This is a genomic window from Planomonospora alba, assembly GCF_039534085.1.
In the GTDB taxonomy this organism is placed as follows: Bacteria; Actinomycetota; Actinomycetes; order Streptosporangiales; family Streptosporangiaceae; genus Planomonospora_B; species Planomonospora_B alba.
In genome coordinates this window covers 1-23,961 of the sequence record NZ_BAAAUT010000061.1, presented here as the reverse complement: position 1 = coordinate 23,961, position 23,961 = coordinate 1, and the positions used below count along the sequence as shown (strand labels likewise).

23 protein-coding genes and 1 riboswitch are annotated in these 23,961 nt (G+C 75.4%); of the genes, 19 read left to right on the top strand and 4 right to left on the bottom strand.

All coding sequences use genetic code 11. The features are described from left to right. Positions 1 to 60: 60 nt before the first annotated feature. The gene (locus ABD823_RS28475) at positions 61 to 975 is read right to left on the bottom strand and encodes an amidohydrolase family protein (protein WP_344864926.1); all 915 of its coding nucleotides are present in this window, start codon (positions 973 to 975) and stop codon (positions 61 to 63) included. A 260-nt stretch (positions 976 to 1,235) separates the two neighbouring features. Here ABD823_RS28475 and egtA point away from each other — a divergent pair, with 260 nt between their 5' ends. From egtA to ABD823_RS28440, 7 genes are all read left to right on the top strand, one after another. Beyond that, positions 1,236 to 2,507, top strand: coding sequence for an ergothioneine biosynthesis glutamate--cysteine ligase EgtA (egtA, locus tag ABD823_RS28470; protein WP_344864924.1), 1,272 nt, complete (start codon positions 1,236 to 1,238; stop codon positions 2,505 to 2,507). Between the two features lie 47 nt (positions 2,508 to 2,554). Beyond that, the gene (egtB, locus tag ABD823_RS28465; RefSeq protein WP_344864922.1) at positions 2,555 to 3,991 is read left to right on the top strand and encodes an ergothioneine biosynthesis protein EgtB; all 1,437 of its coding nucleotides are present in this window, start codon (positions 2,555 to 2,557) and stop codon (positions 3,989 to 3,991) included. Further along, complete coding sequence (gene egtC, locus ABD823_RS28460; protein ID WP_344864920.1) at positions 3,991 to 4,761, top strand: ergothioneine biosynthesis protein EgtC; 771 nt, start codon at positions 3,991 to 3,993, stop codon at positions 4,759 to 4,761. The genes egtB and egtC overlap by 1 nt, the downstream gene beginning before the upstream one ends. Next, positions 4,731 to 5,708: an L-histidine N(alpha)-methyltransferase gene (egtD, locus tag ABD823_RS28455; RefSeq protein WP_344864918.1), complete on the top strand. Its 978-nt coding sequence runs from the start codon at positions 4,731 to 4,733 to the stop codon at positions 5,706 to 5,708. The genes egtC and egtD overlap by 31 nt, the downstream gene beginning before the upstream one ends. A gap of 173 nt (positions 5,709 to 5,881) precedes the next feature. Then, complete coding sequence (locus tag ABD823_RS28450) at positions 5,882 to 7,243, top strand: NtaA/DmoA family FMN-dependent monooxygenase (RefSeq protein ID WP_344864916.1); 1,362 nt, start codon at positions 5,882 to 5,884, stop codon at positions 7,241 to 7,243. A gap of 93 nt (positions 7,244 to 7,336) precedes the next feature. Next, the gene (locus ABD823_RS28445; RefSeq protein ID WP_344864914.1) at positions 7,337 to 8,005 is read left to right on the top strand and encodes an LLM class oxidoreductase; all 669 of its coding nucleotides are present in this window, start codon (positions 7,337 to 7,339) and stop codon (positions 8,003 to 8,005) included. Further along, positions 8,002 to 9,390, top strand: coding sequence for an LLM class flavin-dependent oxidoreductase (locus tag ABD823_RS28440; RefSeq protein ID WP_344864912.1), 1,389 nt, complete (start codon positions 8,002 to 8,004; stop codon positions 9,388 to 9,390). Before ABD823_RS28445 ends, ABD823_RS28440 begins: the two co-directional genes overlap by 4 nt. A 273-nt stretch (positions 9,391 to 9,663) precedes the next feature. Here ABD823_RS28440 and ABD823_RS28435 read toward each other — a convergent pair whose 3' ends face one another. Then, positions 9,664 to 10,278 carry a hypothetical protein gene (locus tag ABD823_RS28435; protein WP_425566674.1) on the bottom strand — a complete coding sequence of 205 codons (615 nt, stop codon included), beginning with the start codon at positions 10,276 to 10,278 and terminating at the stop codon, positions 9,664 to 9,666. After that, the gene (locus tag ABD823_RS28430; RefSeq protein WP_344864910.1) at positions 10,275 to 11,663 is read right to left on the bottom strand and encodes a selenium-binding protein SBP56-related protein; all 1,389 of its coding nucleotides are present in this window, start codon (positions 11,661 to 11,663) and stop codon (positions 10,275 to 10,277) included. The genes ABD823_RS28435 and ABD823_RS28430 overlap by 4 nt, the downstream gene beginning before the upstream one ends. Positions 11,664 to 12,026: 363 nt before the next feature. On the opposite strand from ABD823_RS28430, the gene ABD823_RS28425 reads away from it, so the two are divergent. Continuing rightward, entirely contained in the window at positions 12,027 to 13,373 is a 1,347-nt protein-coding gene (locus ABD823_RS28425; RefSeq protein ID WP_344864908.1) for a lanthionine synthetase LanC family protein, read from the top strand. Positions 13,374 to 13,473: 100 nt separating this feature from the next. Continuing rightward, positions 13,474 to 13,914 (top strand): hypothetical protein, encoded by a 441-nt coding sequence (locus ABD823_RS28420; protein ID WP_344864906.1) that lies wholly within the window; start codon positions 13,474 to 13,476, stop codon positions 13,912 to 13,914. Between the two features lie 123 nt (positions 13,915 to 14,037). Here the strand turns inward: ABD823_RS28420 and ABD823_RS28415 are convergent, their stop codons facing one another. Further along, positions 14,038 to 14,940 carry a TauD/TfdA dioxygenase family protein gene (locus ABD823_RS28415; protein ID WP_344864904.1) on the bottom strand — a complete coding sequence of 301 codons (903 nt, stop codon included), beginning with the start codon at positions 14,938 to 14,940 and terminating at the stop codon, positions 14,038 to 14,040. Positions 14,941 to 15,244: 304 nt separating this feature from the next. Beyond that, positions 15,245 to 15,356, top strand: a riboswitch (SAM riboswitch). 23 nt (positions 15,357 to 15,379) lie between these two features. Between ABD823_RS28415 and ABD823_RS28410 the strand changes: the two genes are divergently transcribed. The 10 genes from ABD823_RS28410 to ABD823_RS28365 form a co-directional block, all read left to right on the top strand. After that, positions 15,380 to 16,438, top strand: a complete 1,059-nt coding sequence (locus ABD823_RS28410; protein WP_344864902.1) for a hypothetical protein — start codon at positions 15,380 to 15,382, stop codon at positions 16,436 to 16,438. 160 nt (positions 16,439 to 16,598) lie between these two features. Next, on the top strand, positions 16,599 to 18,101 hold the full coding sequence (locus tag ABD823_RS28405) for an ABC transporter substrate-binding protein (protein ID WP_344864901.1): 1,503 nt from the start codon (positions 16,599 to 16,601) through the stop codon (positions 18,099 to 18,101). Beyond that, complete coding sequence (locus tag ABD823_RS28400; protein WP_344864957.1) at positions 18,098 to 18,343, top strand: hypothetical protein; 246 nt, start codon at positions 18,098 to 18,100, stop codon at positions 18,341 to 18,343. Before ABD823_RS28405 ends, ABD823_RS28400 begins: the two co-directional genes overlap by 4 nt. Beyond that, complete coding sequence (locus tag ABD823_RS28395; RefSeq protein WP_344864953.1) at positions 18,238 to 18,825, top strand: ABC transporter permease; 588 nt, start codon at positions 18,238 to 18,240, stop codon at positions 18,823 to 18,825. Before ABD823_RS28400 ends, ABD823_RS28395 begins: the two co-directional genes overlap by 106 nt. After that, the gene (locus ABD823_RS28390) at positions 18,825 to 19,655 is read left to right on the top strand and encodes an ABC transporter permease (RefSeq protein WP_344864898.1); all 831 of its coding nucleotides are present in this window, start codon (positions 18,825 to 18,827) and stop codon (positions 19,653 to 19,655) included. The genes ABD823_RS28395 and ABD823_RS28390 overlap by 1 nt, the downstream gene beginning before the upstream one ends. After that, positions 19,568 to 20,470, top strand: coding sequence for an ATP-binding cassette domain-containing protein (locus ABD823_RS28385; protein ID WP_344864896.1), 903 nt, complete (start codon positions 19,568 to 19,570; stop codon positions 20,468 to 20,470). Before ABD823_RS28390 ends, ABD823_RS28385 begins: the two co-directional genes overlap by 88 nt. A 317-nt stretch (positions 20,471 to 20,787) precedes the next feature. Then, the gene (locus ABD823_RS28380) at positions 20,788 to 21,858 is read left to right on the top strand and encodes an ABC transporter substrate-binding protein (protein ID WP_344864894.1); all 1,071 of its coding nucleotides are present in this window, start codon (positions 20,788 to 20,790) and stop codon (positions 21,856 to 21,858) included. A 25-nt stretch (positions 21,859 to 21,883) separates the two neighbouring features. Continuing rightward, a complete protein-coding gene (locus tag ABD823_RS28375) occupies positions 21,884 to 22,675 on the top strand; it encodes an ABC transporter ATP-binding protein (protein WP_425566673.1) in 792 nt (263 codons plus the stop codon). Continuing rightward, on the top strand, positions 22,665 to 23,546 hold the full coding sequence (locus tag ABD823_RS28370; protein ID WP_344864892.1) for an ABC transporter permease: 882 nt from the start codon (positions 22,665 to 22,667) through the stop codon (positions 23,544 to 23,546). The genes ABD823_RS28375 and ABD823_RS28370 overlap by 11 nt, the downstream gene beginning before the upstream one ends. Positions 23,547 to 23,553: 7 nt before the next feature. Further along, positions 23,554 to 23,961: RrF2 family transcriptional regulator (locus tag ABD823_RS28365; protein WP_344864890.1), on the top strand; the 408-nt coding region annotated here is incomplete at its 3' end.

The window sequence follows — 23,961 nt, the reverse complement described above, 5'->3', positions numbered from 1 at the left end:
CGGCCGTGCCGCGGGCGCCGTACGGCCGGCCGGGCCCGGTGCCCGGACGGCGGGGCGCGCTCAGAGCCCGAACAGGCGGGCGGCGTTGCCGTGGCAGACGGCGCGCAGCCACGCGTCGCCCAGGCCGAGGTCCGCCAGCGCCCGCAGCGCCTCGGCGTAGGGGTAGGGGATGTTCGGGAAGTCGGTGCCGAGCAGGATCCGGTCCTCCAGGGCGGCCAGGCGCGGCAGCTGCGCGCGCGGGAAGGGCGCCAGGGCCTCGCTGAAGGCGGTGAAGGCCATCGTGGTGTCCAGGTGCACGCCCCCGTACCGCTCGGCGAGGTCCAGGAAGTCGCCGTACTCGGGCATGCCCATGTGCGCCACGACCAGGCGCAGGCGGGGGTGGCGGGCCAGCACGCGCCCGATCGGGCCGGGACCGGTGTGCCGCCCCGGCGCGGGGCCGGAGCCGCAGTGGGTGACGACCGGGATGCCGGCCTCGGCCAGCAGGCCCCAGACGCCGTCGAGCAGCGCGTCGCCGGGGTCGTACCCGCCGACCTGCAGGTGCGCCTTGAACACCCGCGCGCCCTGCTCGACGGCGCGGGCGGTGTAGTCCACCGCGCCCGGCTCGGGGAAGAACGTCGCGGTGTGCAGGCAGTCGGGCGTCCGGGCGGCGAACTCCGCCGCCCAGCCGTTCAGCCAGGCGGCCATCTGCGGCTTGTGCGGGTAGAGCATCGAGGTGAAGCGGCGCACCCCGAAGCCGCGCAGCGTCTCCAGCCGCTCCCGCTCGTCCGCGCGGTAGGTGATGGGCCACGGGACGCCGGTCAGCGGCCCCACCGAGTCGAAGTAGTCCCAGACCTTGACCAGCACCCGCTCCGGCATGAAGTGCGTGTGCACGTCGATCAGGCCGGGCAGCCCCAGCTCCCGCCAGAAGGCCGTCACCCGCTCCCGCTCGGCCTCCGCCGCGCCCGCCGCGCCCGTGGTGTCCGTGGCGTCCGTCATCCGTCACCTCCGTGGTCCGTGCCGCAGTCCGGTGTACCACCCGGCCGGCCGTCCCCGGCCGGCGGGGAGCCCGTACCGCCCCGCCGCCGCCCGGAGCCCCGATCCGGGCCCCCGTCCGGGGTTTCCGGAGTCCCTGGACCCGCGCGCCGTATCTCCTGCGGCGGCCCCGTGCGGCGGGTCCCGGAGCCGCCCGGGACGGGATCTTGTCTTGACCGGGTATCTGAGGGAGGGTGGAGACCGCGTGTCCGACGGGAGGCGGGATGCCCTTTCTCACGGAAGACGACGTCTACGCCCATGCCCACGGCATCTGCTTCAAGACCGGCCCGCCCGGTCTGACCGGGGTCGAGTCGGAGTGGCTGGTCACCTCGACCGGCGGCCCCGGCGGCCCCGGCGCACCCGTTCCCCTGCACCGCCTCACCGCCGCCGTCCGGGCGGCCTCCCCGCTGCCCGCGGGCAGCACCGTCAGTTACGAGCCCGGCGGCCAGCTGGAGCTCAGCTCCCCGCCGCTGCCCGGCCCGGCCGCCGCCGTCCGGGCGCTCGCCGCCGATCTGCGCCGGCTCGACCCGCACCTGGCCGCCGCCGGGCTGCGCCGTACCGGATACGGCCTGGACCCCCTCCGCGCGCCCCGGCGCCACCTGGACCTGCCCCGCTACACCGCCATGGAGGCGTACTTCGACGCCCGCGGCCCGGCCGGGCGGACCATGATGTGCTGCACCGCCTCCCTCCAGGTCTGCCTCGACGTCGGTGAGGACGGCGCCGCCGCCCGCCGCCGCTGGCGGTTGCTGCACCGGCTGGGGCCGGTGCTGGTGGCGGCGTTCGCCAACTCGCCGCTGTGGCGGGGGCACCCCACCGGATGGCGCTCCACCCGGCAGGCCGTCTGGCTCGGGCTCGACCCGGCACGCAGCCGGACCGTCCTGGACGGGGGCCCGGGCCGCGACCTGGGCAGCCGTCCCGGCGGGGGCCCGGGCGGCGGTCCGGGCGGTGACCCGGACGGCTGCCCGGCCCCGGCGGACGCCTGGGCCCGCTACGCCCTCGACGCCCCGGTCATGGCCCTGCGCCGGCCGGACGGCGCGTGGATCGTCGACCCGGGCCTGCGCTTCCGGGACTGGCTGGCGGGCGGCCCGTACGGCCGGCCGACCGCCGACGACCTGGCCTACCACCTGAGCACCCTGTTCCCGCCGATCCGGCCGCGCGGCTGGTTCGAGCTGCGGATGATCGACGCCCTGCCGGAGCCGTGGTGGCGGGTGCCGCCCGCCGTCGCGGCCGCCCTGCTCGACGACCCCCGGGCCGCCGACGCATGCGCCGAGGCCGTCGATCCGCTGCCCCCGGGCGCCTGGTTCGCGGCCGCCCGCACCGGGCTGGACGGGGCGGAGCTGGCCAGGGCCGCCCGGGCCTGCTTCGCGGCGGCCCGCGACGCCCTGCCCCGCATCGGGGCGGCGGACCTGGTGCCCCTGGTGGACGCCTACGTCGAACGGTACGTCGAACCCGGCCGCTCCCCGGCCGACGACCTGCTCCGCGGGCTGCGGACCTGACGTGCCCCCACGCCCGGAGGCGGGGGCCTCCACGCTGAGAGGTTGAGATGACAGGTGAGGAAACGATCAAGGAGCGCGTCGCCGCCGGGCTGGAGGTCGTACGGCGGCGCAGCCTCGGTCTGACCGTCGAGGTGCTCGGCGCCGCCGACCTGACGGCCCAGCACTCGCCGCTGATGTCCCCGCTGGTGTGGGACCTGGCGCACGTCGGCAACTACGAGGAGCAGTGGCTGGTGCGGCTGGCCGCCGGCGACGCCCCGCTCCGGCCGGAGATCGACCGGCTCTACGACGCGTTCGAGCACCCCCGCGCGGAGCGGGTCGCGCTGCCGCTGCTCCCGCCGGAGGAGGCGCGCGGCTACCTCGCGCAGGTGCGCTCGCGCGTGCTGGACTCCCTGGAGCGGGTCCGGTTCACCCCCGACCGGCCGCTGCTCGCCGGCGGCTACGTCTACGGCATGGTCATCCAGCACGAGCACCAGCACGACGAGACGATGCTCGCCACCCACCAGCTCCGCAGGGGCGAGGCGGTGCTCGCCGACCCCGCGGGGGAGGCGGAGGCGCCCGGCCTGCTGGCCGCGCCCGGCCCGGCCGAGGTCCTCGTCCCGGAGGGCCCGTTCATCATGGGCACCGACGGGGGCACCGACGGGGGCGCCCGCGCGGGGACCACCGGGAGCACGGGCGGAGCCCGCGGAACGGGCGGCGCCGCGGACGCCGGCACGGGCGGGGGCGCGGACGGCGCCCCCCGCCCGGCCGACCCCTGGTCCTACGACAACGAGCGCCCCGCCCACACCGTGCACCTGCCCGCCTACTGGATCGACGCCTGCCCGGTCACCAACCGCGCCTACCTGGAGTTCATGGAGGACGGCGGGTACGACCGGCCCCGCTGGTGGACGCCCGCCGGCCGGTTGTGGCGCGAACGCTCGGGCAAACGCGCCCCGGCGTTCTGGAGGCGGGAGGACGGGCGGTGGACACGGCGCCGGTTCGGCCGGACCGAGCCGCTCCCGATGGACGAGCCGGTGCAGCACGTGTGCTGGTACGAGGCGGACGCCTACGCCCGCTGGGCCGGCAAGAGGCTGCCGACCGAGGCCGAGTGGGAGAAGGCGGCCCGGCACGACCCGGTCACCGGCAGGTCCCTCCGCTTCCCCTGGGGGGACGCCGAGCCCGGACCCGAGCACGCCAACCTCGGCCAGCGCAGGCTCCGCCCCGCCCCGGCCGGCGCGTTCCCCGCGGGCGCCTCGCCGTACGGCTGCCGGCAGCTGGTGGGCGACGTGTGGGAGTGGACCGCCACCGACTTCACCGGCTACCCCGGCTTCCGGGCCTTCCCCTACGCCGAGTACTCCGAGGTGTTCTTCGGCGGCGGATACAAGGTCCTGCGCGGCGGCTCCTGGGCGACCCACCCGTCGGTGGCGCGGGCGACGTTCCGCAACTGGGACTTCCCCGTCCGGCGGCAGATCTTCGCCGGGTTCCGCTGCGCCCGGGACGCCGCCTAGTGTGCCGCCACCTCGCCTACCTCGGGGCGCCGACCACGCTGCACGACCTGCTGCACGCGCCCGCGCAGTCGCTGCTGGTCCAGTCCTACGCCCCCCGCCGCCAGAAGCACGGCCTCGTCAACGCCGACGGGTACGGGGTGGGCTGGTACCACCCCGGGCGCGCCCGCCCGGTCCGCTACCGTCGGGCGACGCCCATGTGGGCCGACGCCTCCTTCGCCGAGGTCGCCCAGGTGGTCTCGGCGGCCTGCGTGCTGGCGGCGGTGCGCAGCGCCACCCCGGGCTTCCCCGTCGACGAGTCCTGCGCCCAGCCGTTCACCTGCGACGGCTGGCTGTTCAGCCACAACGGCAGGATCGAGGGCTTCGCCGGGGTGGAGGAGGACCTGCGCCGCGAGGCCGAGCCCGCCGTCCCCGACGCCCGCGCCCCGGTCGACTCCGCGCTGCTGTTCGGCATGGCCGTACGGCTCTGGCGGCGGGGGCGGCCGCTGGCCGGCGCGCTCGCGCACGTCGCCGCGCGGGCCTCGGCCCTGGCTCCCGGCCGCTACAACCTGCTGGCCACCGACGGCCTGCGGCTGGCCGCCACCGCCTGCGGCGACAGCCTGTACGTGCTGCGCACCGGCGAGGCCGTGGTGACCGCCTCCGAGCCCTTCGACGGCGACGCCCGCTGGCGGCAGGTCCCCGACGGCTCCCTCGTCACCGCGGACGCGCACGGGGCCGTCATCCGTCCCATCGAGGAGGTCGCATGCACCGACCCGTTGTCGAGCACCACCTGACCCCGGACGACCTGGTCAAGTCCCTGCGCCGGGACGTCTACGACGGGCTGGCGGCGCCGCCGCGGAGCCTGCCGCCGAAATGGTTCTACGACGAGCGGGGGAGCGAGCTGTTCGAGGAGATCACCCGGCTGGAGGAGTACTACCTCACGCGGGCCGAGAAGGCCATCCTGTGCGAGCGGGCGGGCGAGGTCGCCGCGGTGACCGGCGCCGAGACCCTCATCGAGCTGGGCGCGGGCTCGGGGGAGAAGACCCGGCTGCTGCTCGACGCGCTGCGGGCGGCCGGCACGCTCCGGCGGTACGTGCCGGTCGACGTCAGCGGCGACTTCCTCGTGGCCGCCGCCCGGCGGATCGGCGCGGAGTACCCGGGTCTGGCGGTGCGGGCGCTGGTGGCCGACTTCGAGCGGCACCTGGACGCGCTGCCCGGCGGGGGCAGGCGGCTGGTCGCCTTCCTCGGCTCGACCGCCGGCAACCTGACCCCGGGCGGGCGCCGGTCGTTCTACGGGGGGCTGCGCTCGGTCCTCGAACCGGGCGACCGGTTGCTGCTCGGGTTCGACCTGGTCAAGGATCCGGAACGGCTGGTGGCGGCCTACGACGACGCGCGCGGCGTCACCGCCGAGTTCAACCGGAACGTGCTGCGCGTGATCAACCGCGAGCTGGGCGCCGACTTCGTGCCGGAGGCGTTCGAGCACGTCGCCGTCTGGGACGCCGGGGCCGAGTGGATGGAGATGCGCCTGCGCCCGGTGGACGGGCAGCGGGTGAGCATCCCCGAGCTGGACCTGGAGCTGGCCTTCGCTCCGGGGGAGGAGATCCGCACCGAGATCTCCGCCAAGTTCCGCCCGGAGGGCGTGCGCGCCGAGCTGGCGCGGTCGGGCTTCGCCCTGGAGCGCTGGTGGACCGACCCGCCGGGCGACTTCGCCCTGTGCGTGGCCGGGGTCACCGGGGACTGAGGAACGCCCCGGCCGCCCGCACGGCCGGGCCGGACCGGTGGTGCTCCGCCGCCCGCACGGCCGGGGAGGGGCCGGGGGCGTCCGGCGCCCGAGCCGGGCGGCGGCGGTCCGCCGTGCCGGCGCGGGCGCCCGTTGACATTAAAACCCCATTTGCCTACCGCAAGTGTAGATAAATGGGGCGGCCCCGTTCGGGGCCGCACCCGTCTCCCGCGATCCCCTGCCCGGACACCGACGCCGAGGGGCTGAGGCTCCGCGAGCACAAGGGACGCATCCACGACCTCGACGTCGTCGGCCGCCCCGAGTCGCTGACCGTGCTGTCGGCACTGGCCGCCGTCACCGAGCGGCTGGGGCTGGCCGCCACCGTCAACGCCACCTTCAACGAGCCCTACGAGCTGGCCAGGCGCCTGGCGACCCTCGACCACCTCAGCGAGGGACGGGCCGCGTGGAACGTGGTCACCACCTCCGACGCCTTCACCGGCGAGAACTTCCGGCGCGGCGGTTTCCTCGACCGCGCCGACCGCTACACGCGGGCCGCGGAGTCCGTCGCGGTCGCCCGCGCCCTGTGGGACTCCTGGCGGCCCGACGCGGTCGTCGCCGACCGGAACAGGGGCGTCTTCGTCCGGCAGGGCGCGATCGGGACCGTGCGACACTCCGGCCGCCACTTCACCGTCGACGGGCACTTCACCCTGCCGCGCTCCCCGCAGGGACACCCGGTGGTCATCCAGGCGGGGGACTCCGACGAGGGGCGCGAGTTCGCCGCCGCCACCGCCGACGTCGTCTTCAGCCGCCACGGCACCCTGGAGGACGGCCGGGCCTTCTACGCCGACGTCAAACGGCGCCTGGCGCGGTACGGCCGCGAGCCCCGCGACCTGAAGATCATGCCTGCGGCGACGTTCGCGCTCGGCGACACCGACGCCGAGGCGGCCGAGAACGCCGCCGAGATCCGCCGCCTCCAGGTCGGCCCGCAGACCGCCATCGCCCTCCTGGAGCAGATCTGGGGCCGGGACCTGTCCGCCTACGACCCGGAGGGGTCGCTGCCCGACGTCGACCCCGATCCCGGCAAGGACGTGACCGAGGGCCGGGTACGGCCCGCCGACCGCGCCGCGGTCGCCGCCAGGTGGCGGGCTGTGGCCCAGGAGAAGAACCTGACCATCCGCGAACTCGTCATCGAGATGACCGGCCGCCAGTCGTTCGTCGGCACCCCCGCCGCGGTCGCCCGGCAGATCGACGAGTTCGTGCAGGCGGACGCCGCCGACGGCTTCATCCTCGTGCCGCACCTGACCCCGGGTGGCCTGGACGAGTTCGTGGACCGGGTGGTCCCGCTCCTGCAGGAGCGCGGCGTCTTCCGCACCGAGTACACCGGCAGGACCCTCCGCGACCACCTCGGCCCCGCCGAGCCGCGCACCGTCACCCCGGGCGCCCCGGGCGCCCCGGCCGCCCTGGCGCCACTGGGAGAAGCATCATGGCCCGACCCCTCCACCTGGCCGTCGCCCTCGACGGGGCGGGCTGGCACCCGGCGGCCTGGCGGCAGGTGACGGCCCGGCCGGAGAGGCTGTTCAGCGCCCGCTACTGGGCCGGGCTCGTCCGCGGAGCTCCTCGCCGACCTGTTCGAGGAGGCGTCCGACGCGGTGGAGGTGGCCCGCCGCCTCTGGGACAGCTGGGAGGACGACGCCGAGATCCGCGACGTGGCCACCGGCCGCTTCATCGACCGGGACAAGCTGCACCACGTCGACTTCGCCGGCCGCGGGTTCTCGGTCAAGGGGCCGTCGATCACCCCCCGGCCGCCGCAGGGTCAGCCGGTCGTCACCGTGCTCGACCACGGGTCCTCCCGCGTGCCCTACGAGCTGCCCGCCCGCTCGGCCGACGTGGTCTACGTCACTCCGCACGACCGCGGCCACGCCGAGTCCATCGTCGGGCAGGTACGGGCCGTCCCCCGCGAGGGGGAGCCACTGAAGGTCTTCGCCGACCTCGTCGTCTTCCTGGGAAGCGGAGCGGCGGCCCGCAAGGCCCGCCTCGACGAGCTGGACGGGGCCGAGTTCACCTCCGACGCCGAGGTGTTCACCGGCGCCCCGGAGGAGCTGGCCGACCTGCTGCTGGACTGGCGCGAGGCCGGGATCGACGGCTACCGGCTGCGGCCCGGCAACCTGCCGTACGACCTGAAGGCCGTCACCCGCGGCCTGACCGGGGCGCTGCGCAGGCGCGGCGCCTTCCGCGCCGACTACGAGGCGCCCACCCTGCGCGGGCTGCTCGGCCTGCCGCGGCCCGCCAACCGGTACGCCGGGGCGGTGACGGCGTGAAGTTCCTGCTCGTCACCCTCATCGCGCACGGACCGGACCCGGTCACCGGGAGGACGAAGTCCACCACCGAGCGCTTCCGCGAGGTCGTCGCGGACGCCGTCCTCGCCGAGGAACTCGGCTTCGACGGCTTCGGCGTCGGCGAGCGGCACGAGCGGCCGTTCCTGTCCTCCGCCCCGCCGGTGGTGCTCAGCCACATCGCCGCCCGCACCTCCGCGATCCGGCTGTTCACCGCCGTCGCCACGCTGAGCCTGCTGGGCCCGGTGCGGGCCTTCGAGGACTACGCGACCCTCGACCACCTGTCCCGCGGGCGCCTGGAGCTGATCATCGGCAAGGGCAACGGGACCGCGCAGGCGCGGTTGTTCCACGTCACCCCCGAGGACCAGTGGGAGCGCAACCGGGAGGGCTACGAGCTGCTGCGGATCGCCCTGGTGGCCGCCGTGACCAGCCGGATCCGGGTCGGCTCCGGAGCCGTGCAGCTCGGCCACCGGACGCCGCTGGACGTGGTGGGGCAGTTCGGCCTCATCGACGCGCTGCACCCCGGCCGGATCGACCTGGGCCTGGGCCGCTCCGGCCAGCGCAGGGCCGAGGAGGCGGAGAAGGCCGGGAAGGCCGTGCCGGAGCGGCGCGGGCCCGGTGGCCCGGCGGGGAGCGGCCCGGCGGACCCCCGCCCGGGCGGTGCCGGACCCGCGGCCGGGCGGAAGGCGGGCCTCAGTACGTCTGGCACCGGGCCCACGGCCGGACAGGGGAAGAAGGGCCGGGTCGTCGACGGCCTGCTCATCCCGCCCCCGTTCGACCACTCCGTGCTCGTCACCTCCCCCCGGCTGGCCTTCCAGACCTCGCTGCTGCAGCAGCCGGGGGAGGGCGCCGGCGTCGAGCTGTGGATCCTGGGCAGCAGCGGCGGCCGGAGCGCGCAGGTCGCGGGGGAGCGGGGCCTGCCGTTCGCCGCGAACTACCACGTCAGCCCGTCCGGCGTGCTGGAGGCCGTGGATGCCTACCGGGCGGCGTTCAAGCCCTCACAGGCCCTGGCGGAGCCGTACGTGATCGTCTCCGCGGACGCGGTCGTGGCCGAGGACGACGCCACCGCGCGGGAGCTGGCCAAGCCGTACGGGCTGTGGGTGCGCAGCATCCGCAGCGGCCAGGGCGCCATCCCGTACCCCACCCCGGAGCAGGCCGACGCCCACGTCTGGAGCGAGGAGGACCGGGCGCTGGTCGCCGACCGCCTCGACACGCGGTTCGTCGGCTCGCCGGAGGCGGTGGCCGACGGGCTGGACGTGCTCCGGCGGGTCACGGGGGCCGACGAGCTGCTGGTCACGAGCATCACGCACGCGCACGCCGACCGGGTGCGCTCCTACGAGCTGCTGGCCCGGGCATGGCACGGGAGGTGACGACCGCGGGGGCGGCCGGACGGCCGGAGGGGGCCGCCCGCCGACGCGGAGCTGCCTGGGCCAGATCGCCTGGCACGCGAGAGTCCGGGCGGGCCTGCGACGCAGGCTGGAGCTGCACGGCGGCTCCCGCACGGGCCGGGATCGATCGGCGACGGTGAAGCCGCTGAACAGCCGGGCGGCCAGGCCCAGGGCGACCACGACGTTGACGACGGTGGCGGCGGCGAACACCCCCACGGGGCGCCGCTCGACGCGGAAGGCGAGCCAGCCCGTGCCTCAGGCGTTCAGCAGCGTGAGCACGCCCGCCCCCACCAGGGCGGCCGCCCACATCCGGTCCAGGTTGAACCAGACCCGGCGGAGCACGGCCGGCCCGGCCACCTCGTAGACGGCCACCGCGACCACGCCCGCGACCGTGAACATCGCCAGCGTGTGCAGCGCCGCGACGCCCAGCCCGCCGGTGAGCGCGTGCCCGGCGTGGGCGGTGTGCCCGGCGTGGGCGGTGTGCAGTCCGGTGAAGACCGGGACCAGCATCAGCCCCGCGCCGTGCGCCGAGGACATCAGGAACGACCAGGCCGCAAGCTGGAGCAGGGACAGCCGCATGCCGACCCAGCGGAAGTGCCGGTCCGACAGCAGCCGCCACAGGCCGAATCCGACCACCAGCACGCCCCCGGTGACCGAGAGCGCCGCGCCCGTCACCAGGGACCCGGTGGCGCCGACCACCAGCGCGACCAGCGCCACCGAGGCCAGGTGCCCGGCCGCGATCGCCGGCAGCGAGGCGAGCAGCATGTCCCTGCTGCGCTCCTGCAGGCCCCGGGCCACCGCGAAGAGCCAGCCCATGGCCGGGTTCAGGCCGTGGAAGGCGCCCAGCAGGAGCACCGCCGCGACCGTCACGGGTAGCAGTAGGAGTCGGAGGAGGCGTCGCCGCCCTGCAGCCGCACCTGGTGGGGGCGGAGGCCGCGGAAGTCGTCGCCGTGAGGGAAGAAGCGCTCGTCGAAGGTGAACGACTCGGCGTCGATCCTGGCCAGCCAGGCGCCGACGCCCTGGGGGTAGAACTGGTCGTCCCACGAGCCGTAGAGGGAGTTGCTGACGTAGACCCGCTTGCCGTCCCTGCTCACCTCGACCATCTGGGGGCCGCCGCGCAGGGGGCCGTCCGCGCCCGGGTGGGACGCGTTGCGGACGATCCCGCCGATCCGCAGCGAGCCGAGCTCGACCGGCTTGAACGGGTCGCCGACGTCGTACTGCTTGATCTCGCCCGTGCCCCAGCAGGAGACGTACAGGCGCTGGTCGTCCACGGACAGGTCGATGTCGGTGACCAGCGGCGGCACCGCGCCGAACGGCTTGAGCACGTCGGGCAGGAGCGCGGGGTCGGCGGGCTCGGCGGGGATGTCGATGACCTTGCGTGCCTGCCAGCGGCCGTCCTCGTGGAACCAGGTCCACACCGAGGCCGACAGGTCCTCGACGCTGGTGACGACGCCGACGAAGCCGTACGTCCTGGTGGGGTCGTGCGCGGGGCGCAGCTCCAGCGGCATCTGGTACTGGTCGCCGAGGTCGACCTCCTGCAGGTGGCGGCGCTTGCGCAGGTCCCAGAAGTGCAGTTTGTGCCCGTACTTGCGGCCGAGCAGCAGCTCGCCCACCACCCCGTCCTCGACCATGGACGGGGTGCCCCACTCCGAGCTGACGAGCACGTCGTGGTTGATGTGCCACCAGAAGTCGTAGGCGAGGTACTGCGGGCCCCGGTCCACCTCCCAGCGGCCGAGCACCTCGAACGAGGTGTGGTCGAGGATCGCGATGCCCCCGGGGCCGTCCCGGCCGTCGGCCCCGCCGAGCGCCGAGACGTAGATGCCCTCGGGCCCGCAGTGCACGGTGTGCGGGCGGGAGTAGCCGGCCCGCGAGGCCAGCTCCTCCGGCTCGATCACCTTGACGATCTCGGGGCTGACCCGGCCGGCGGTGTCCAGGATGTAGATGCGCGAGGAGCGCAGGCCGGGCACGACGAGGTAGCGGCGCTCGACGTGGGGGTGCGGGGCGTAGGGGCAGAGCGCGCTGCTGCAGGCGTTCCAGCCGAAGTGGTGGAGCTCGTCCCCGGTGTAGGGCAGGTCGGTCCAGCCGACCACGCGGCCGTAGGAGGGGGAGGAGGGGTCGGTGTCGAGGACGGCTATCGCGTCGGGCCGCTCCGCGCCGCGGTCGAAGGCGGCGACGTAGGCCAGCCGCTCGGCGGGCGCGGCGGCGGCGTCCCTCGGGGACGGGTAGAACGTGGGATCAGGTGTCCAGAGTGCCATGCCCCCATAATCCCAACATTACCTACACGGTCAATAGGTATTCAAGGTGGTGACCGAATCCGGCCTCCGGTCTATTTTCATGTAAATCCAGTAGGGAATGTTGACTTACTGTCCGTCGGAACGTAGCGTCGAGAGGGCGACCAGGGGCGGTGTCCGGACCGGTTCGGCCGGTTCGCCGTCCGCTGGGCGGTGCGTCGGCCGGCCGGGTCTCGCGTCCCCCGGTCGGCCGGCGCCGGAGCGCGGCGTGCGGCGCCGCGGTCCCGGCCTTGGGGCGCCGATGACCAGGAAGTCGGGCATGGGCATGCGCGTCCCCCTCTCCCCATTTACCTTATTTTCCTACCAAATGTGTGGGATAATCTGGTCATGAGCCTGGATCAGACCCGCTCGTCGAGCGCGCGCGCCGAGACCCCCCTGACCGCCGCGATCATGGCCGGGCGGTGGATACGGTCGGCCGCCGTCGACGACGGGCGGGGCCGCCACTGGAGGGCCAACCCGGACCCCCGGGGCCGGTCGGCCCTGGCCGCGGAGCCGGCCTCCCTCTACGCCGGGGCCGCGGGCGTCGTGCTGTTCTTCCTGGACCTGGCCGCCGCGACCGGCCACGAGGCATATCTCGAGGACGCGCGAGCCGGGGCCCGCTACCTCGCCGCCACCTGGCGCGACCAGACGGATCTGTCCCTCTATCACGGCCTGACCGGCGTGGTCTTCGCCCTGGCCGAGGTGGCCTGGGCGACCGGGGAGGAGGGGTTCGCCGCCGAGGCGCGCGCGGCCGCCGACCGGATCGTGCGCGCGGCGCGCCCGCTGGACGACGGCGTCGGCTGGTCCAGGGACCCGGCGCAGCGGGGCGACGGCGGGATCGTGCTGGGCCTGCTGCACGTCTCCGGGATGCTCGGCGTCCCCGCCTACGGGGAGGCGGCGGTGGAGGCGGGCCGGCGCATCGCCCGCCTGGCGGTGCCGGGCCACCTCTTCGGCGACTGCCCCGGCCTGCCCGCCGACGCCGTCACCCCCGGCTTCCTCTCCGGGACCGCGGGCACCGCCTTCCTGCTCGCCCGCCTGTACGGCGTGACCCGCGACGAGCGCTTCCTGGAGGCCGCGCGCCGGGGCGCCGGCTTCGTCCGCGAGGTCAGCGCGGTCGGCGAGCGGTGCGCCCTGGTCCCGCACCACGTGCCGCAGGGACGGGACCTGCACTACCTGGGCTTCTGCTCGGGCTCGGCGGGTGTGGCGAGGATGTTCTACGAGCTGTACCGGGTGACCGGCGACCGCGGCGACCTGGAGTGGGCCGGGCGGCTCGCGCACGGCGTCGTGCGCAGCGGCGTCCCGCGCCGCCGCACGGCCGGGTGCTGGAACACGGCCTGCCAGTGCTGCGGCACCGCCGGGCTGGTCGAGCTGTTCACCGGGTTGTGGGCCGCCACCGGGGACGAGGCGCACCTGGAGTTCGCCCGGACGCTCGCCGAGGACCTGATCGGCCGCGCCACCGGCCACGACGACCGGGGCTACCGCTGGTACCAGGCCTACCGGAGGCTCCGGCCGGAGGAGGTCACGGCGGACACCGGCTACATGGCCGGGGCCGCGGGCATCGGCGCCGCGCTGCTCCACCTGGACGCCGCCGGGCTGGCGAAGAACCCCCGCCGGGTCGTCCTGCTGCCCGACAACCCGTTCCCGGCGATCCCGCTGCCGGCCGCCGCGCTGCGCCGCTCCGAGGGCCGCGGCTGAGGCTCCCGTCCGCCCTTCCGGGCCGGGATCCCCGCCCGGCTCCGCGCCCGGGGTCCGAGGCGCCGTCCGCGGGGCGGGGCCGCGCGTCACGGTGGAGCACGTGGACGGCGAGGCCGGGCTGCGCGACGCGGTCGAGCGGGCACGCCTGGACGCGGGGCTGGTGATCCCCCCGGACTACGACGCCGGGATCCGGGCCGGGCGCCAGGTCACGCGGCGCTACCTCACCCGCCCCGGCGACCTCGGCTCCCACGACGTCGCGCTGTGGACGCGCTCGGTCGCGGCACGGGAGGCGGTTCTCGTGCGGGCCGCGTGGTTCGGCGCGGCCGAGGGAGCGGGCACGTTCGACGAGGGCCTCGCCGCGACGGGGAGCGCGTCCGTGCCGGGCCTGCGGGTGCGGGTCGCCACCGCCGGCGACGCGCTCTTCCCCGAGGGGTCGGGCGCGTTCTCCGCCTCGGCGCCCGCGATGCTGCTGATGTTCGTCTTCCTCGCCGCGCTGCTCGCGCTGGGCGCCTGGCGGCTGCGCCGCACGCTCACGGCGTGACCCCCGGCGCGGTCGCCGGGGGTGCGGAGGGCGGGGCGCCGGGGGCGGGGCCTCGCGCCGGGGAGCCCGCGGCGCCGCACGACCGGTCCCGGCCGCCCCGGTGGCCGAGACCGGTCGTGCGGGTCAGGCCGCGACGGGGGAGTAGGCGGTGGCGTCACCGGCGAGCACGGTGCTCGGCCGGCCGTCCACGCCCACCGGGACGTCCCCGGCGACGGTGACCCGGTGCAGGCGGCGGGGGCGGTCGCCGAAGTCGTGCACGACCCGGTGCTGGGTGGCGCGGTTGTCCCACACCGCGACGTCGCCCGGCGCCCACTTCCACCGGACGGTGTTCTCGACCTGCGTCACCTGCTCCTGGACGAGCCGGATGAGCGAGGCCGAGGCCTCGGACGGCAGGCCCACCAGGCGCCGGGCGAAGTCGCCCAGCAGGATCGCGCGTTCCCCGGTCTCGGGGTGCACGCGGACCACCGGGTGCTCGGTCTCGAAGACGGTGGAGGAGAACACCTCGGCGTAGGCGCGGGCCCGCTCCGGGTCGTCGGAGAAGGCCACCTTCGCGTAGTCGAACCGGTTGGTGTGCACGGCGCGCAGCCGGTCGAGCAGCTCGCGCAGCTCGACCGGGAGGTGCTCGTAGGCCGCGACCGTGTTGGCCCAGAGCGTGTCGCCGCCCGCCTCCGGCACCTGCACGGCCCGCAGCACCGAGGCCAGCGGGGGCCGGTCGACGAAGGTGACGTCGGTGTGCCAGCGGTCGACCTTCTGCCCGCCGCTGTAGTCCAGGTCGAGGATGTGCGCGCTGCCGCCGAGCGCGGGCACGGTCGGGTGCGCGGTGGTCAGCTCGCCGAGCAGGCCGGCGAAGGCGACCTGCTGCTCCTCGTCGAGGTGGTCCTGGCCGCGGAAGAAGATCGCCTTGTGGGTGAGCAGGGCCAGGCGGATCCCGGCCACGACGTCGGCGGGCAGGTCGCCGCCGAGCCGCACGCCGGAGACCACCGCGCCGATGCGGCCGGCGATCGGGGTGATGGTGAGGGATGACATGGGTTGCTTCCTTCCGTTCGCAGGGGGACGCGGGAACGGAAGGACCGACAGAGCGCGCTGGCCACGCGGCAGAAGTCCACGTGGCCCCGGATGGTCAGCAGAACCGTGGTCGTCACGGTCGCACCGTAGGCAGGGCGCCCGCCTATTGTCAATATAACCAGTAGGAAATTAGGGATACTTCGGGTGCCGCTCCGGAGTTCCGGCGCGGGTGGGGCTCCGTCGCCGCCGACGGCCCGGAGGGCCGCCCGGTTCCGGCCTCCCGGGACGCTTGACGCATATCCATGTATTCCCTACCCTTTTAATAGGTTAAGAGATTCGGCGCCAAGCCCCGGCTGGCCGAACGGCAACCCTCCGGCCCGGCGGGGTGCCTCCGGGGAGGACCTGGCGGCACGGTCGGCGTGCCGCAAGCGCGGACCACGACCGAGGAGATGAGGACGCAGTGCGCCGTTCATCCGATCCCTCCGACCCGACCACCGTCCCGTCCGTCCCCGGCCCCGCCGTGGAGCCCGACCGGGTGTCCGCCGGAGAGCCGGTGATCGTGTACGGCATGGGCCCCGCCCTCACCGGCCTGCTGGAACCGCTCACCCTCGGACGCGGCGGGAGGTTCGTGCGGGACCACGACAGGGGCCTGCTCTACCTGCCCGGCGGCCGGGAGCCGCTGCTGCACGTGGGGTCCGACAGGGGAGTGCCGCACCACGCGAGGCCCGGCTACGCCCTGCGCGGCGCGCCACCGCCCCTGCCGCGCTTCCTGACGCCCTCCGCCCTGCCGGACGGTCCGCTGAGCTTCCGGCACGACGTGTGGCCGCTCGCGGCCAAGGAGTTGGCGTTCGCCTACTACCACGAGCTGTTCACCGCCCACCCGAGGCGGGTCAGGGGGGACTGGGCGGAGTTCGAGGCCGCCCTCGCCGCCGAGGAGTGGGGCGGCAGGAGCGTACGCGCACTGGTCAGGAAGTCGGTGCCCGCGGTCGCCGACCGCCTCGACCTCGGCCGGATCGACCGCCCGCTCCACGGCATCAGGTTCGGCGGCCCGGCCGGGCTGCGGCGCTGGATGGACGGCTACCTGGCGGCCGTCCTCGACCGCCGCGCCGACCCGGCCCACAGCGCGGACCTGGCCCTGATCCACGGACTGCGCGCCGTGCGGGCCGTGCTGGCGGGACTGCCCGCCGACCGGCTCGCCCCGGACCCGTGGTTCTGCGGGTTCGCCGCCTTCCTGGCGGAGGGGCCGCCCGCGCCGCGCCTGGAGGAACTGCGCGCGCTGGCCCGGGCCGGGGTGGTCGCCTTCCTCGGCGCCGGCGTCCGGGTCGTGCCGGACGAGTGCGCCGGGGGCTGGCGGGCGACCGGTCCCACCGTTCCCGGCGCCGTCCACGCCCCGACCCTGATCGAGGCGCGGACGCCCGCGCCGGAACCGGACCGGACCGCCGCCCCGCTGCCGCGGCGCGCCGGCGCGCCGGCGGCGGAGCGGACCGCGGCCGGCACGCGCCTGCGCGTCGTGGCGTGAGACCTCGTGGCCCGGGACGGAGGAGACAGAGGATGACATTCGGCAGAGGCGTGCTCCCCCTCGCGCTCGCCGCCGTGCTGGCGCTCGCCGGGTGCGGCGGGGACGGGCAGGCGGGGCCCCGGACGGGCAGGCGGCGGACGGCGGCTCGCTGGTGTGGGCCGTGGAGACGGAGCCCGTCACCTTCAACCCCCACCTGTGGGCCCGGAACAAGGCCCGGCTGCTGGTGTTCAACCAGTTCGACGCGCTGCTCGCGCGGGACGCGGAAGGCGGGTTCCTGCCCTGGCTCGCCACCTCGTGGGAGGTCTCCGGCGACGGGCTGGCCTACACCCTGGAGCTCCGCGAGGACGTCACCTTCCACGACGGGGAGAAGTTCGACGCGGCGGCGGTGAAGGCCAACTTCGACCAGCTGCTCGCCCCCGGCTACAACCCCTCGGCGGTCGCGGTCCAGCTGCGCTCCTTCGACCGGGCCGAGGTGGTCGCGCCGCACACCGTCAAGCTCGTGCTGAAGGAGCCCGACGGGCTCTTCCTGGACTTCCTGTCCTCGCCGTACGCCGGACAGGTCTCCCCGAAGTCGCTGAGGACCGCCCAGGACCTCAAGGCGGGCGGCCCCGGCGCGGTCGGCACCGGGCCGTTCATCCTCGACCGGTACGTCCAGGGGCAGGAAGTGCGCTACCGGCGCAACCCGGCCTACCGCTGGGCGCCGCCGAACGCCGCCCACTCCGGGCCCGCGCACCTGGCCGAGGTGACCTACCGGTTCCTGCCCGAGGCCGCCGTCCGGGTCGGCGCGCTCACCTCCGGCCAGGTCCACGTCATCGAGGGCGTGCCCGCCACCGAGGCCGCCCTGATCAAGGGCGATCCCGCGCTCCGGCTGCGGACCGCCCTCAACTCCGGGACCGCCTTCTCCTACTACTTCAGCCTCTCCCACCCCCCGTTCGACGACCGGCGGGTCCGTGAGGCGTTCCGGCACGCCGTGGACGTGGACGCGGTGCTGAAGCCGGTCTACCAGGGCACGGCGACCCGGGCGTGGAGCATCGTCGCCTCCTGCAGCCCGTTCTACGACGCCACCCTGGAGAGGACCTACGGCGGCGACGAGGCCGAGGCCGGCGCGCTGCTCGACGCGGCGGGCTGGTCGGAGCGGGACGCCGAGGGCTTCCGGGTCAAGGACGGCAAGCGGCTGACCGTGCGCCTGGTGTCGTCGGCGCCGTTCGTCCGGGACCGGCGCGACGTCCTCGCCCAGGCCGTCCAGGCCCAGGTCAAGCAGCGTGCCGGGATCGGCCTCCGGTTGCAGACCGTGGAGCAGGGCGCGGCGGAGAGGGCCTTCGCCGAGGACCGGTACGAGATCTTCGAGAACTCCCGGGGCGACGCCGACGCCGGCGCCGCGCTCAACCTGATCCTGCCGGAGGGCGCCGCGATCAACCGCACCCGCTTCGCCGACGAGAAGGTCGACCGGTGGCTGGCCGAGGCCGCGGCGAGCTCCGACCCGGCCGAGCGCAGGGAGCTGTACGCCGAGGTGCAGCGGGCGGTCGCGGCCGAGCACGCCATCGTCCTGCCGCTCTACGTGCCCGCCGACCAGATCGCCGCCGGCGCGGAGGTGAAGGGGCTCGGGTCCGCGCCCGTCACCGGCACCCCGGGCAGTGCCTACGACGTCTCGCTGGGCACATGAGCCGCGAGCGCACGGGCATGCCGTACCTCCGCCACGCGCGGGCGCTGCTGCGGCGGTCGGCCTCCGGGCTGGCCGTGCTCTGGGCCGCGGCCACCGCGGCCTACGCCGCCCTGCTGGCCGCACCCGGCGACACCGTCTGCTCGCACTGGCCGTCGCGCTCGCGACCGCGGGCCGGTCGCGGTGGCCGCGCCGTACGGCCTCCGCCGCCGAGCTGGTGGCGGTCTCGGTGCCCCCGTTCGTGATCGGGCTCCTGCTGCTGTCGCTGTTCTCCTTCACGCTCGGCTGGTTCCCGGTCTCCGGCGACCGGGACGCCTCGGCGCTGGTGCTCCCGGCACTGGCCCTGGGACTGCCGATCGCCGGGACCCTCGGCCAGGTGCTCCGCGAAGGGCTGGAGCGGGCGCTGGAGCAGCCGTTCGCGACCACCGCCCGCTCGCGCGGGCTGACCGAACGGGCGGTGGTCGCCAGGCACGCCCTCCGGCACGCGCTGCTGCCCGCCGTCACACTGGCCGGCTGGCTCGTCGGCGGCCTGCTCGGTGGGACCGTCATCACCGAGGCGGTCTTCGGCCGCCCGAGCCTCGGGCAGGTCGCGCTGGAGGCCGTCACGGGCAGGGACATGCCGGTGGTCATGGCCGTGGTGCTGCTGTCGGCGGCCGTCTACGTGTGCGTGAACACCGCCGCGGACCTCGCCTACCGCGTCGTCGACCCCCGGCTGAGGAGCACCTGATGGCCGGAACCGCGCTCCCGGCGCCCGCGGGGCGCCCCCTGCGGCACGGCCCGGCCGTCACCGCGCCGGCCGTCCTGCTCGTCCTGCTGGCCGTGGCGGTCGCCGCGCCCGGCCTGCTCACCGGCACGGACCCGCTGGCGGCCGATCCGGTGCGCGCGCTGGAGCCGCCGGGCGCGGAGCACTGGTTCGGCACCGACCACCTCGGGCGTGACGTGCTGTCCCGCGTCGTGCACGGCACGCGGCACTCGCTCAGCATCGGCGTCCTGGCGACCGCGCTCGCCGCAGGCGCCGGCCTGCTCCTGGGCCTGGCCGCCGGGCTGGCGCCCCGGTGGGCGGACGAGGCGCTGGCCCGCTCCTTCGACGTGCCGGCCACCTTCCCCGAGCTGGTGCTCGCGCTCCTGGTCATCGCCGTCATCGGCCCGGGGACAGGGAACGTGATCCTGGCCATCGGTGTCGCGCAGATCCCCACCTACGCCCGGGTGGTACGCGTCCAGACCTTCGTGGTCCGGCGGGCCGGGTACGTCGAGCAGGCGGTGACCTTCGGGCACTCCCGCGCCCGGATCGTCGCCCGGCACGTGCTGCCCAACGTGCTCGGCCCGGTCCCCGTTCTGGCCGCCATCGGGCTCGGCCAGGCCGTCATCGCCGCCTCCGGGCTCGGCTTCGTGGGGATGGGGCCCCAGCCGCCGGCCCCGCACCCCTCGTGGAGGTCGAGGACCTGCGGGTCCGCTTCCCCTCCGCGGGGGTGGAGGCCGTACGCGGAGTCTCCCTGTCGATCGCGCCCGGCGAGTGCGTGGCCCTCGTCGGGGAGTCCGGCTCCGGCAAGAGGGTGACGGCCCGCTCCCTGCTGGCCGCCGTGCCCTCCGCGGCGTCACGGGGGACACGCCTGTCCGTGCCCCTGTCCGTGCCCCTGTCCGTGCCCCTGCCCGCGCCGCCGTCCGCCTCCCCGTCCGTCTTCCCGTCCGCCTCCGGGCGCGTCCCGCTGCCGCCCCGGACGGTGGACCGCTCCACGCCGGTGCTGGAGGCGCGCGGCCTGGCCGCGGCGTACGGCGCCCGCCGGGTGGCGGACGGCGTCTCCTTCACCCTGCACCGCGGCGAGACGCTCGGCGTCGTGGGCGAGTCGGGGTCGGGCAAGACCACGCTGTCCCGCATCCTCCTCGGCCTGCTCGACCCGCTGGAGGGCGGGGTGCGGCTGCACGGGCGGAGCTGGAGCGGGCTGCCCGAGCGCCTGCGCCGCCCCTGGCGGCCGATGGTGCAGCTGATCTCGCAGAACCCCCTGGAGTCGTTCGACCCCCGCCACACGGTGGGCCGCCTGGTCGCCGAGCCGATGCTCGGCCTGCCCCGCGCGCTGCGCGAGGAGCGCGTGGCCGGGCTGCTCGACCGGGTGGGGCTCTCCCCGGCGCTGGCGGGCAGGCGCCCGCACGAGCTCTCCGGCGGCCAGCGCCAGCGGGTCGCCTCGCCCGGGCCCTCGGCCCCCGGCCGGACGTCCTCGTCTGCGACGAGCCCGTCGCCGCCCTGGACGTCTCGGTCCAGGCGCAGGTGCTGGACCTGCTGGCCGACATCCAGGCGCAGGACGGCACCTGCGTGGTCTTCGTCTCGCACGACCTGCCGGTGGTCCACCACGTCAGCGACCGGGTGCTGGTCATGAGGGACGGGCGCGTCGTGGAGGAGGGGGACGTGGACGACGTCTTCCTCCTGCCGCGGCACCCCTACACGCGGCGGCCGCTGGCCGCGGTGCCGGAGGCGCTCCGCTCCGCCCCGTAGGCGGGTGCGCGAGGGGGCGTCCCGGGGCCCCGGGTCCCCGGGGCGCCCCTTCGCCGTGTCCGGGCGCCGGCGGGTCCGCCGGGTCCGGGGCGGCCGCAGGTGCCCACCGGGCGGCGAATTCCCCTACGGGCTTGACGGGAATCCGTTCCGGCCCTATAAACACACTAAGTCTACTAAATAAGTGGGAAATGGAGAGAACTCATGAACGCTCGCAGGGTCCGCGGAGCGCTGGCCGCGCTGGCCGCCCTGGCGCTCACCACCACGGCCGCGGCCTGCGGGAGCTCCGAGCCCGCCACGACCGCCGCGGCCGGGGGCGGGGCGGAGGCGCCGTCGGAGGTCCGGCTCGGCTTCTTCCCGAACATCACGCACGCCACCGCCCTGGTCGGCGTGGAGAAGGGGCTGTACGCCGAGCACCTCGGCTCCGGCACCGCCCTGAAGACCAGCACCTTCAACGCCGGTCCCTCCGCGATCGAGGCGATCTTCTCCGGTGCTGTCGACGCCACCTACATCGGCCCCAACCCGGCCATCAACGCCTGGGCCAAGTCCAAGGGCCGGGCCATCAAGATCGTCGCGGGTGCGGCCTCGGGCGGCGTCTTCCTCGTCGTCAAGCCCGGGATCAACGACGTCGAGGACCTCAAGGGCAAGAAGATCGCCACGCCGCAGCTCGGCAACACCCAGGACGTGGCACTGCGCTACTGGCTCGACTCCAAGGGCGTCAAGACCGACACCAAGGGCGGCGGCGAGGTCTCGATCGTGCCGCAGGAGAACTCCCAGACCGTCCAGACCTTCGCCACCGGCGACATCGACGGCGCCTGGGTGCCCGAGCCGTTCGCCAGCCGCCTCATCACCGAGAGCGGCGGCGAGGTCCTGGTCGACGAGCGCGACCTGTGGCCGGGCAGGGAGTTCGTGATCACCCACCTGATCGTCCGCCAGGAGTTCGCCGAGAAGCACCCGGAGACGGTCAAGAAGCTCATCGAGGCCCACGTCGAGGCCAACGCGCTCATCGCCGCCGACCCGGCCGAGGCCGCGAAGACCACCAACGCCGCGCTGGAGAAGCTGACCGGCAAGCCGCTCAAGCAGGAGGTCCTCGACAGCGCGTTCAAGAACATCACCTTCACCAACGACCCGATCGCCTCGTCCCTGGTCGGCAGCGCCGACCACGCCGTCAAGATCGGGCTGCTCGAGCCGGTGGACCTCACCGGCATCTACGACCTGAAGATCCTCAACGAGGTCCTCGCCGCCAAGGGCGAGTCCCCGATCTCCGACAAGTGAGCCGGCGAAGGCGGAAGGAGAGCACGTGACCGCTCCGACGACGGAGCAGGCCGGAGGCCGGACGGAGGGCCCGGAGCCCGCCGTCCGGCTGGAGGCCGTCTCCAAGATGTACGGCCAGGGCAGGACCGGCCTGCTCGCCCTGGACGAGGTCTCCCTGACGGTCGGGACCGGCGAGTTCGTCTGCCTGCTGGGCGCCTCCGGGTGCGGCAAGAGCACCCTGCTCTCCCTCGTGGCGGGGCTGGACCGGCCCACGGCCGGGCGGATCGAGGCCGACGGCGGCCGGGTGGCGATGATGTTCCAGGAGCCCGCGCTGTTCCCGTGGCTGACCGTCTCGGCCAACGTCGAGATGGCGCTGCGGGCCAAGGGCGTGTCCCGCAAGGAGCGCCGCGAGCGCGCCGCGGAGTTCCTGGAGACCGTGCACCTGGGCGGGTTCGGCGCCAAGCGCCCGCACGAGCTCTCCGGCGGCATGCGGCAGCGGGTCGCGCTGGCCCGCGCGCTCGCCCAGGACGCCGACGTGCTGCTCATGGACGAGCCGTTCGGCGCGCTCGACGCGATGACCCGCGACCTCCTCCACGACGAGCTGGAGCGCATCTGGCGCGAGCGGAACCTGTCCGTCCTGTTCGTCACGCACAACGTCCGCGAGGCCGTACGGCTCGGCGACCGGGTCGTGCTGCTGAGCAGCCGCCCCGGCCGGGTCGTGGAGGATTTCCCGGTCGTCCTGCCCAGGCCCCGCCGTACCGACTCCGCCGAGGTGGCCCGGCAGGCGGCCGAGATCACCGACCGGCTCCGCCAGGAGGTCATGCGCCATGGCCGTTGACGCCCGCGCCCGCCAGGGCGACGCCCACGCCCGGCAGCTCGCCGGGCTCGACGCACTGGAGCTGACCGTCCGGCGGCGGCGCGGCCCCGCCTCCCGGCTCTGGTCCGGGACCTGGCCGATCGCCTCCGCCGTCGCCCTCGTCCTGGTCGTCTGGCAGCTGGTGGTGCTGGCCGGCTGGTGGCCCGAGTACGTCTTCGCCGGCCCCGCCGAGACCTTCGCCGTGCTCGGGGAGCGCCTCGGTGACGGGGAGTTCTACACGGCCGTGGCCGTCACCATGCGCCGCGCGGTCGCCGGCTTCGCGCTGGCCATCGCGGCCGGTCTCGTCGCCGGCGCGCTGGTCTCGCGGATCCGCCCCCTCCGCCGGGCCGTCGGCGCGCTGATCACGGGTCTGCAGACCATGCCGTCGATCGCCTGGTTCCCGCTGGCGATCCTGCTGTTCGGGCTGACCGAGAGCGCCATCATGTTCGTCGTCGTGCTCGGCGCGGCGCCGTCCATCGCCAACGGGCTCATCGCCGGCGTCGACTACACCCCGCCGATCCTGCTGCGCGCCGGGCACATGCTCGGCCTGCGGCGGCTGCGCCTCTACCGGCACGTGATCCTGCCCGCCTCCCTGCCGTCGTTCCTGGCCGGGCTCAAACAGGGGTGGGCGTTCGCCTGGCGCTCCCTGATGGCGGGCGAACTGCTCGTCATCATCGCCAACCAGCCGTCCCTCGGCGAGCAGCTGCACTTCGCCCGGGAGCTGGCCGACTCCGCCGGCCTGCTCGCCACGATGATCGTGATCCTGGTGGTCGGCGTCGTGGTGGACATGCTGTTCGGCGCGGCGGACACCGCGCTGCGCCGCCGCTGGGGCCTGCACCAGGCCGCCGACTGAAAACGCCATGCGGACCTCCGCCCGGACCCGGTACGCCCTGCGCGCGGCGGTGGAGCTGGCCGCCGCGCCGCCGGGGCCCGTGCCCGCCGAGAGGATCGCCGAGGCCCAGGGCATCCCGCGCCGGTTCCTCGACAACATCCTGCTCCAGCTCCGCCGGGGCGGCCTGCTGCACAGCCGGCGCGGCTCCGACGGCGGCTACTGGCTGAGCCGGCCGCCGGGGGAGATCACCCTGGCCGACGTCGTGACGATCGTCGAGGGGGCGCCCGAGGGCGGCGGGCCCGGGGAGTACCCGGGGGCGGCCGGGCCGCTGGCCGAGGTGTGGAGCGCGCTGCGCGACCACGAGGAGCGGCTGCTCGGGGAGATCACCCTGGCCGACGTCGCCGGAGGCCGGATCCCCGGCCGGAGGCCCGCGCCC

What these genes read in the sequence shown, in the direction of transcription:
- egtB (WP_344864922.1), top strand. Translation starts at nt 2,555, where the DNA reads ATGACAGGTGAGGAAACGATCAAGGAGCGCGTCGCCGCCGGGCTGGAG.
- ABD823_RS28400 (WP_344864957.1), top strand. Translation starts at nt 18,098, where the DNA reads ATGAGCCGCGAGCGCACGGGCATGCCGTACCTCCGCCACGCGCGGGCG.
- egtD (WP_344864918.1), top strand. Translation starts at nt 4,731, where the DNA reads ATGCACCGACCCGTTGTCGAGCACCACCTGACCCCGGACGACCTGGTC.
- ABD823_RS28380 (WP_344864894.1), top strand. Translation starts at nt 20,788, where the DNA reads ATGAACGCTCGCAGGGTCCGCGGAGCGCTGGCCGCGCTGGCCGCCCTG.
- egtA (WP_344864924.1), top strand. Translation starts at nt 1,236, where the DNA reads ATGCCCTTTCTCACGGAAGACGACGTCTACGCCCATGCCCACGGCATC.
- ABD823_RS28415 (WP_344864904.1), bottom strand. Translation starts at nt 14,940, where the DNA reads ATGTCATCCCTCACCATCACCCCGATCGCCGGCCGCATCGGCGCGGTG.
- ABD823_RS28430 (WP_344864910.1), bottom strand. Translation starts at nt 11,663, where the DNA reads ATGGCACTCTGGACACCTGATCCCACGTTCTACCCGTCCCCGAGGGAC.
- ABD823_RS28475 (WP_344864926.1), bottom strand. Translation starts at nt 975, where the DNA reads ATGACGGACGCCACGGACACCACGGGCGCGGCGGGCGCGGCGGAGGCC.
- ABD823_RS28450 (WP_344864916.1), top strand. Translation starts at nt 5,882, where the DNA reads ATGGGGCGGCCCCGTTCGGGGCCGCACCCGTCTCCCGCGATCCCCTGC.
- ABD823_RS28425 (WP_344864908.1), top strand. Translation starts at nt 12,027, where the DNA reads ATGAGCCTGGATCAGACCCGCTCGTCGAGCGCGCGCGCCGAGACCCCC.
- ABD823_RS28370 (WP_344864892.1), top strand. Translation starts at nt 22,665, where the DNA reads ATGGCCGTTGACGCCCGCGCCCGCCAGGGCGACGCCCACGCCCGGCAG.
- ABD823_RS28390 (WP_344864898.1), top strand. Translation starts at nt 18,825, where the DNA reads ATGGCCGGAACCGCGCTCCCGGCGCCCGCGGGGCGCCCCCTGCGGCAC.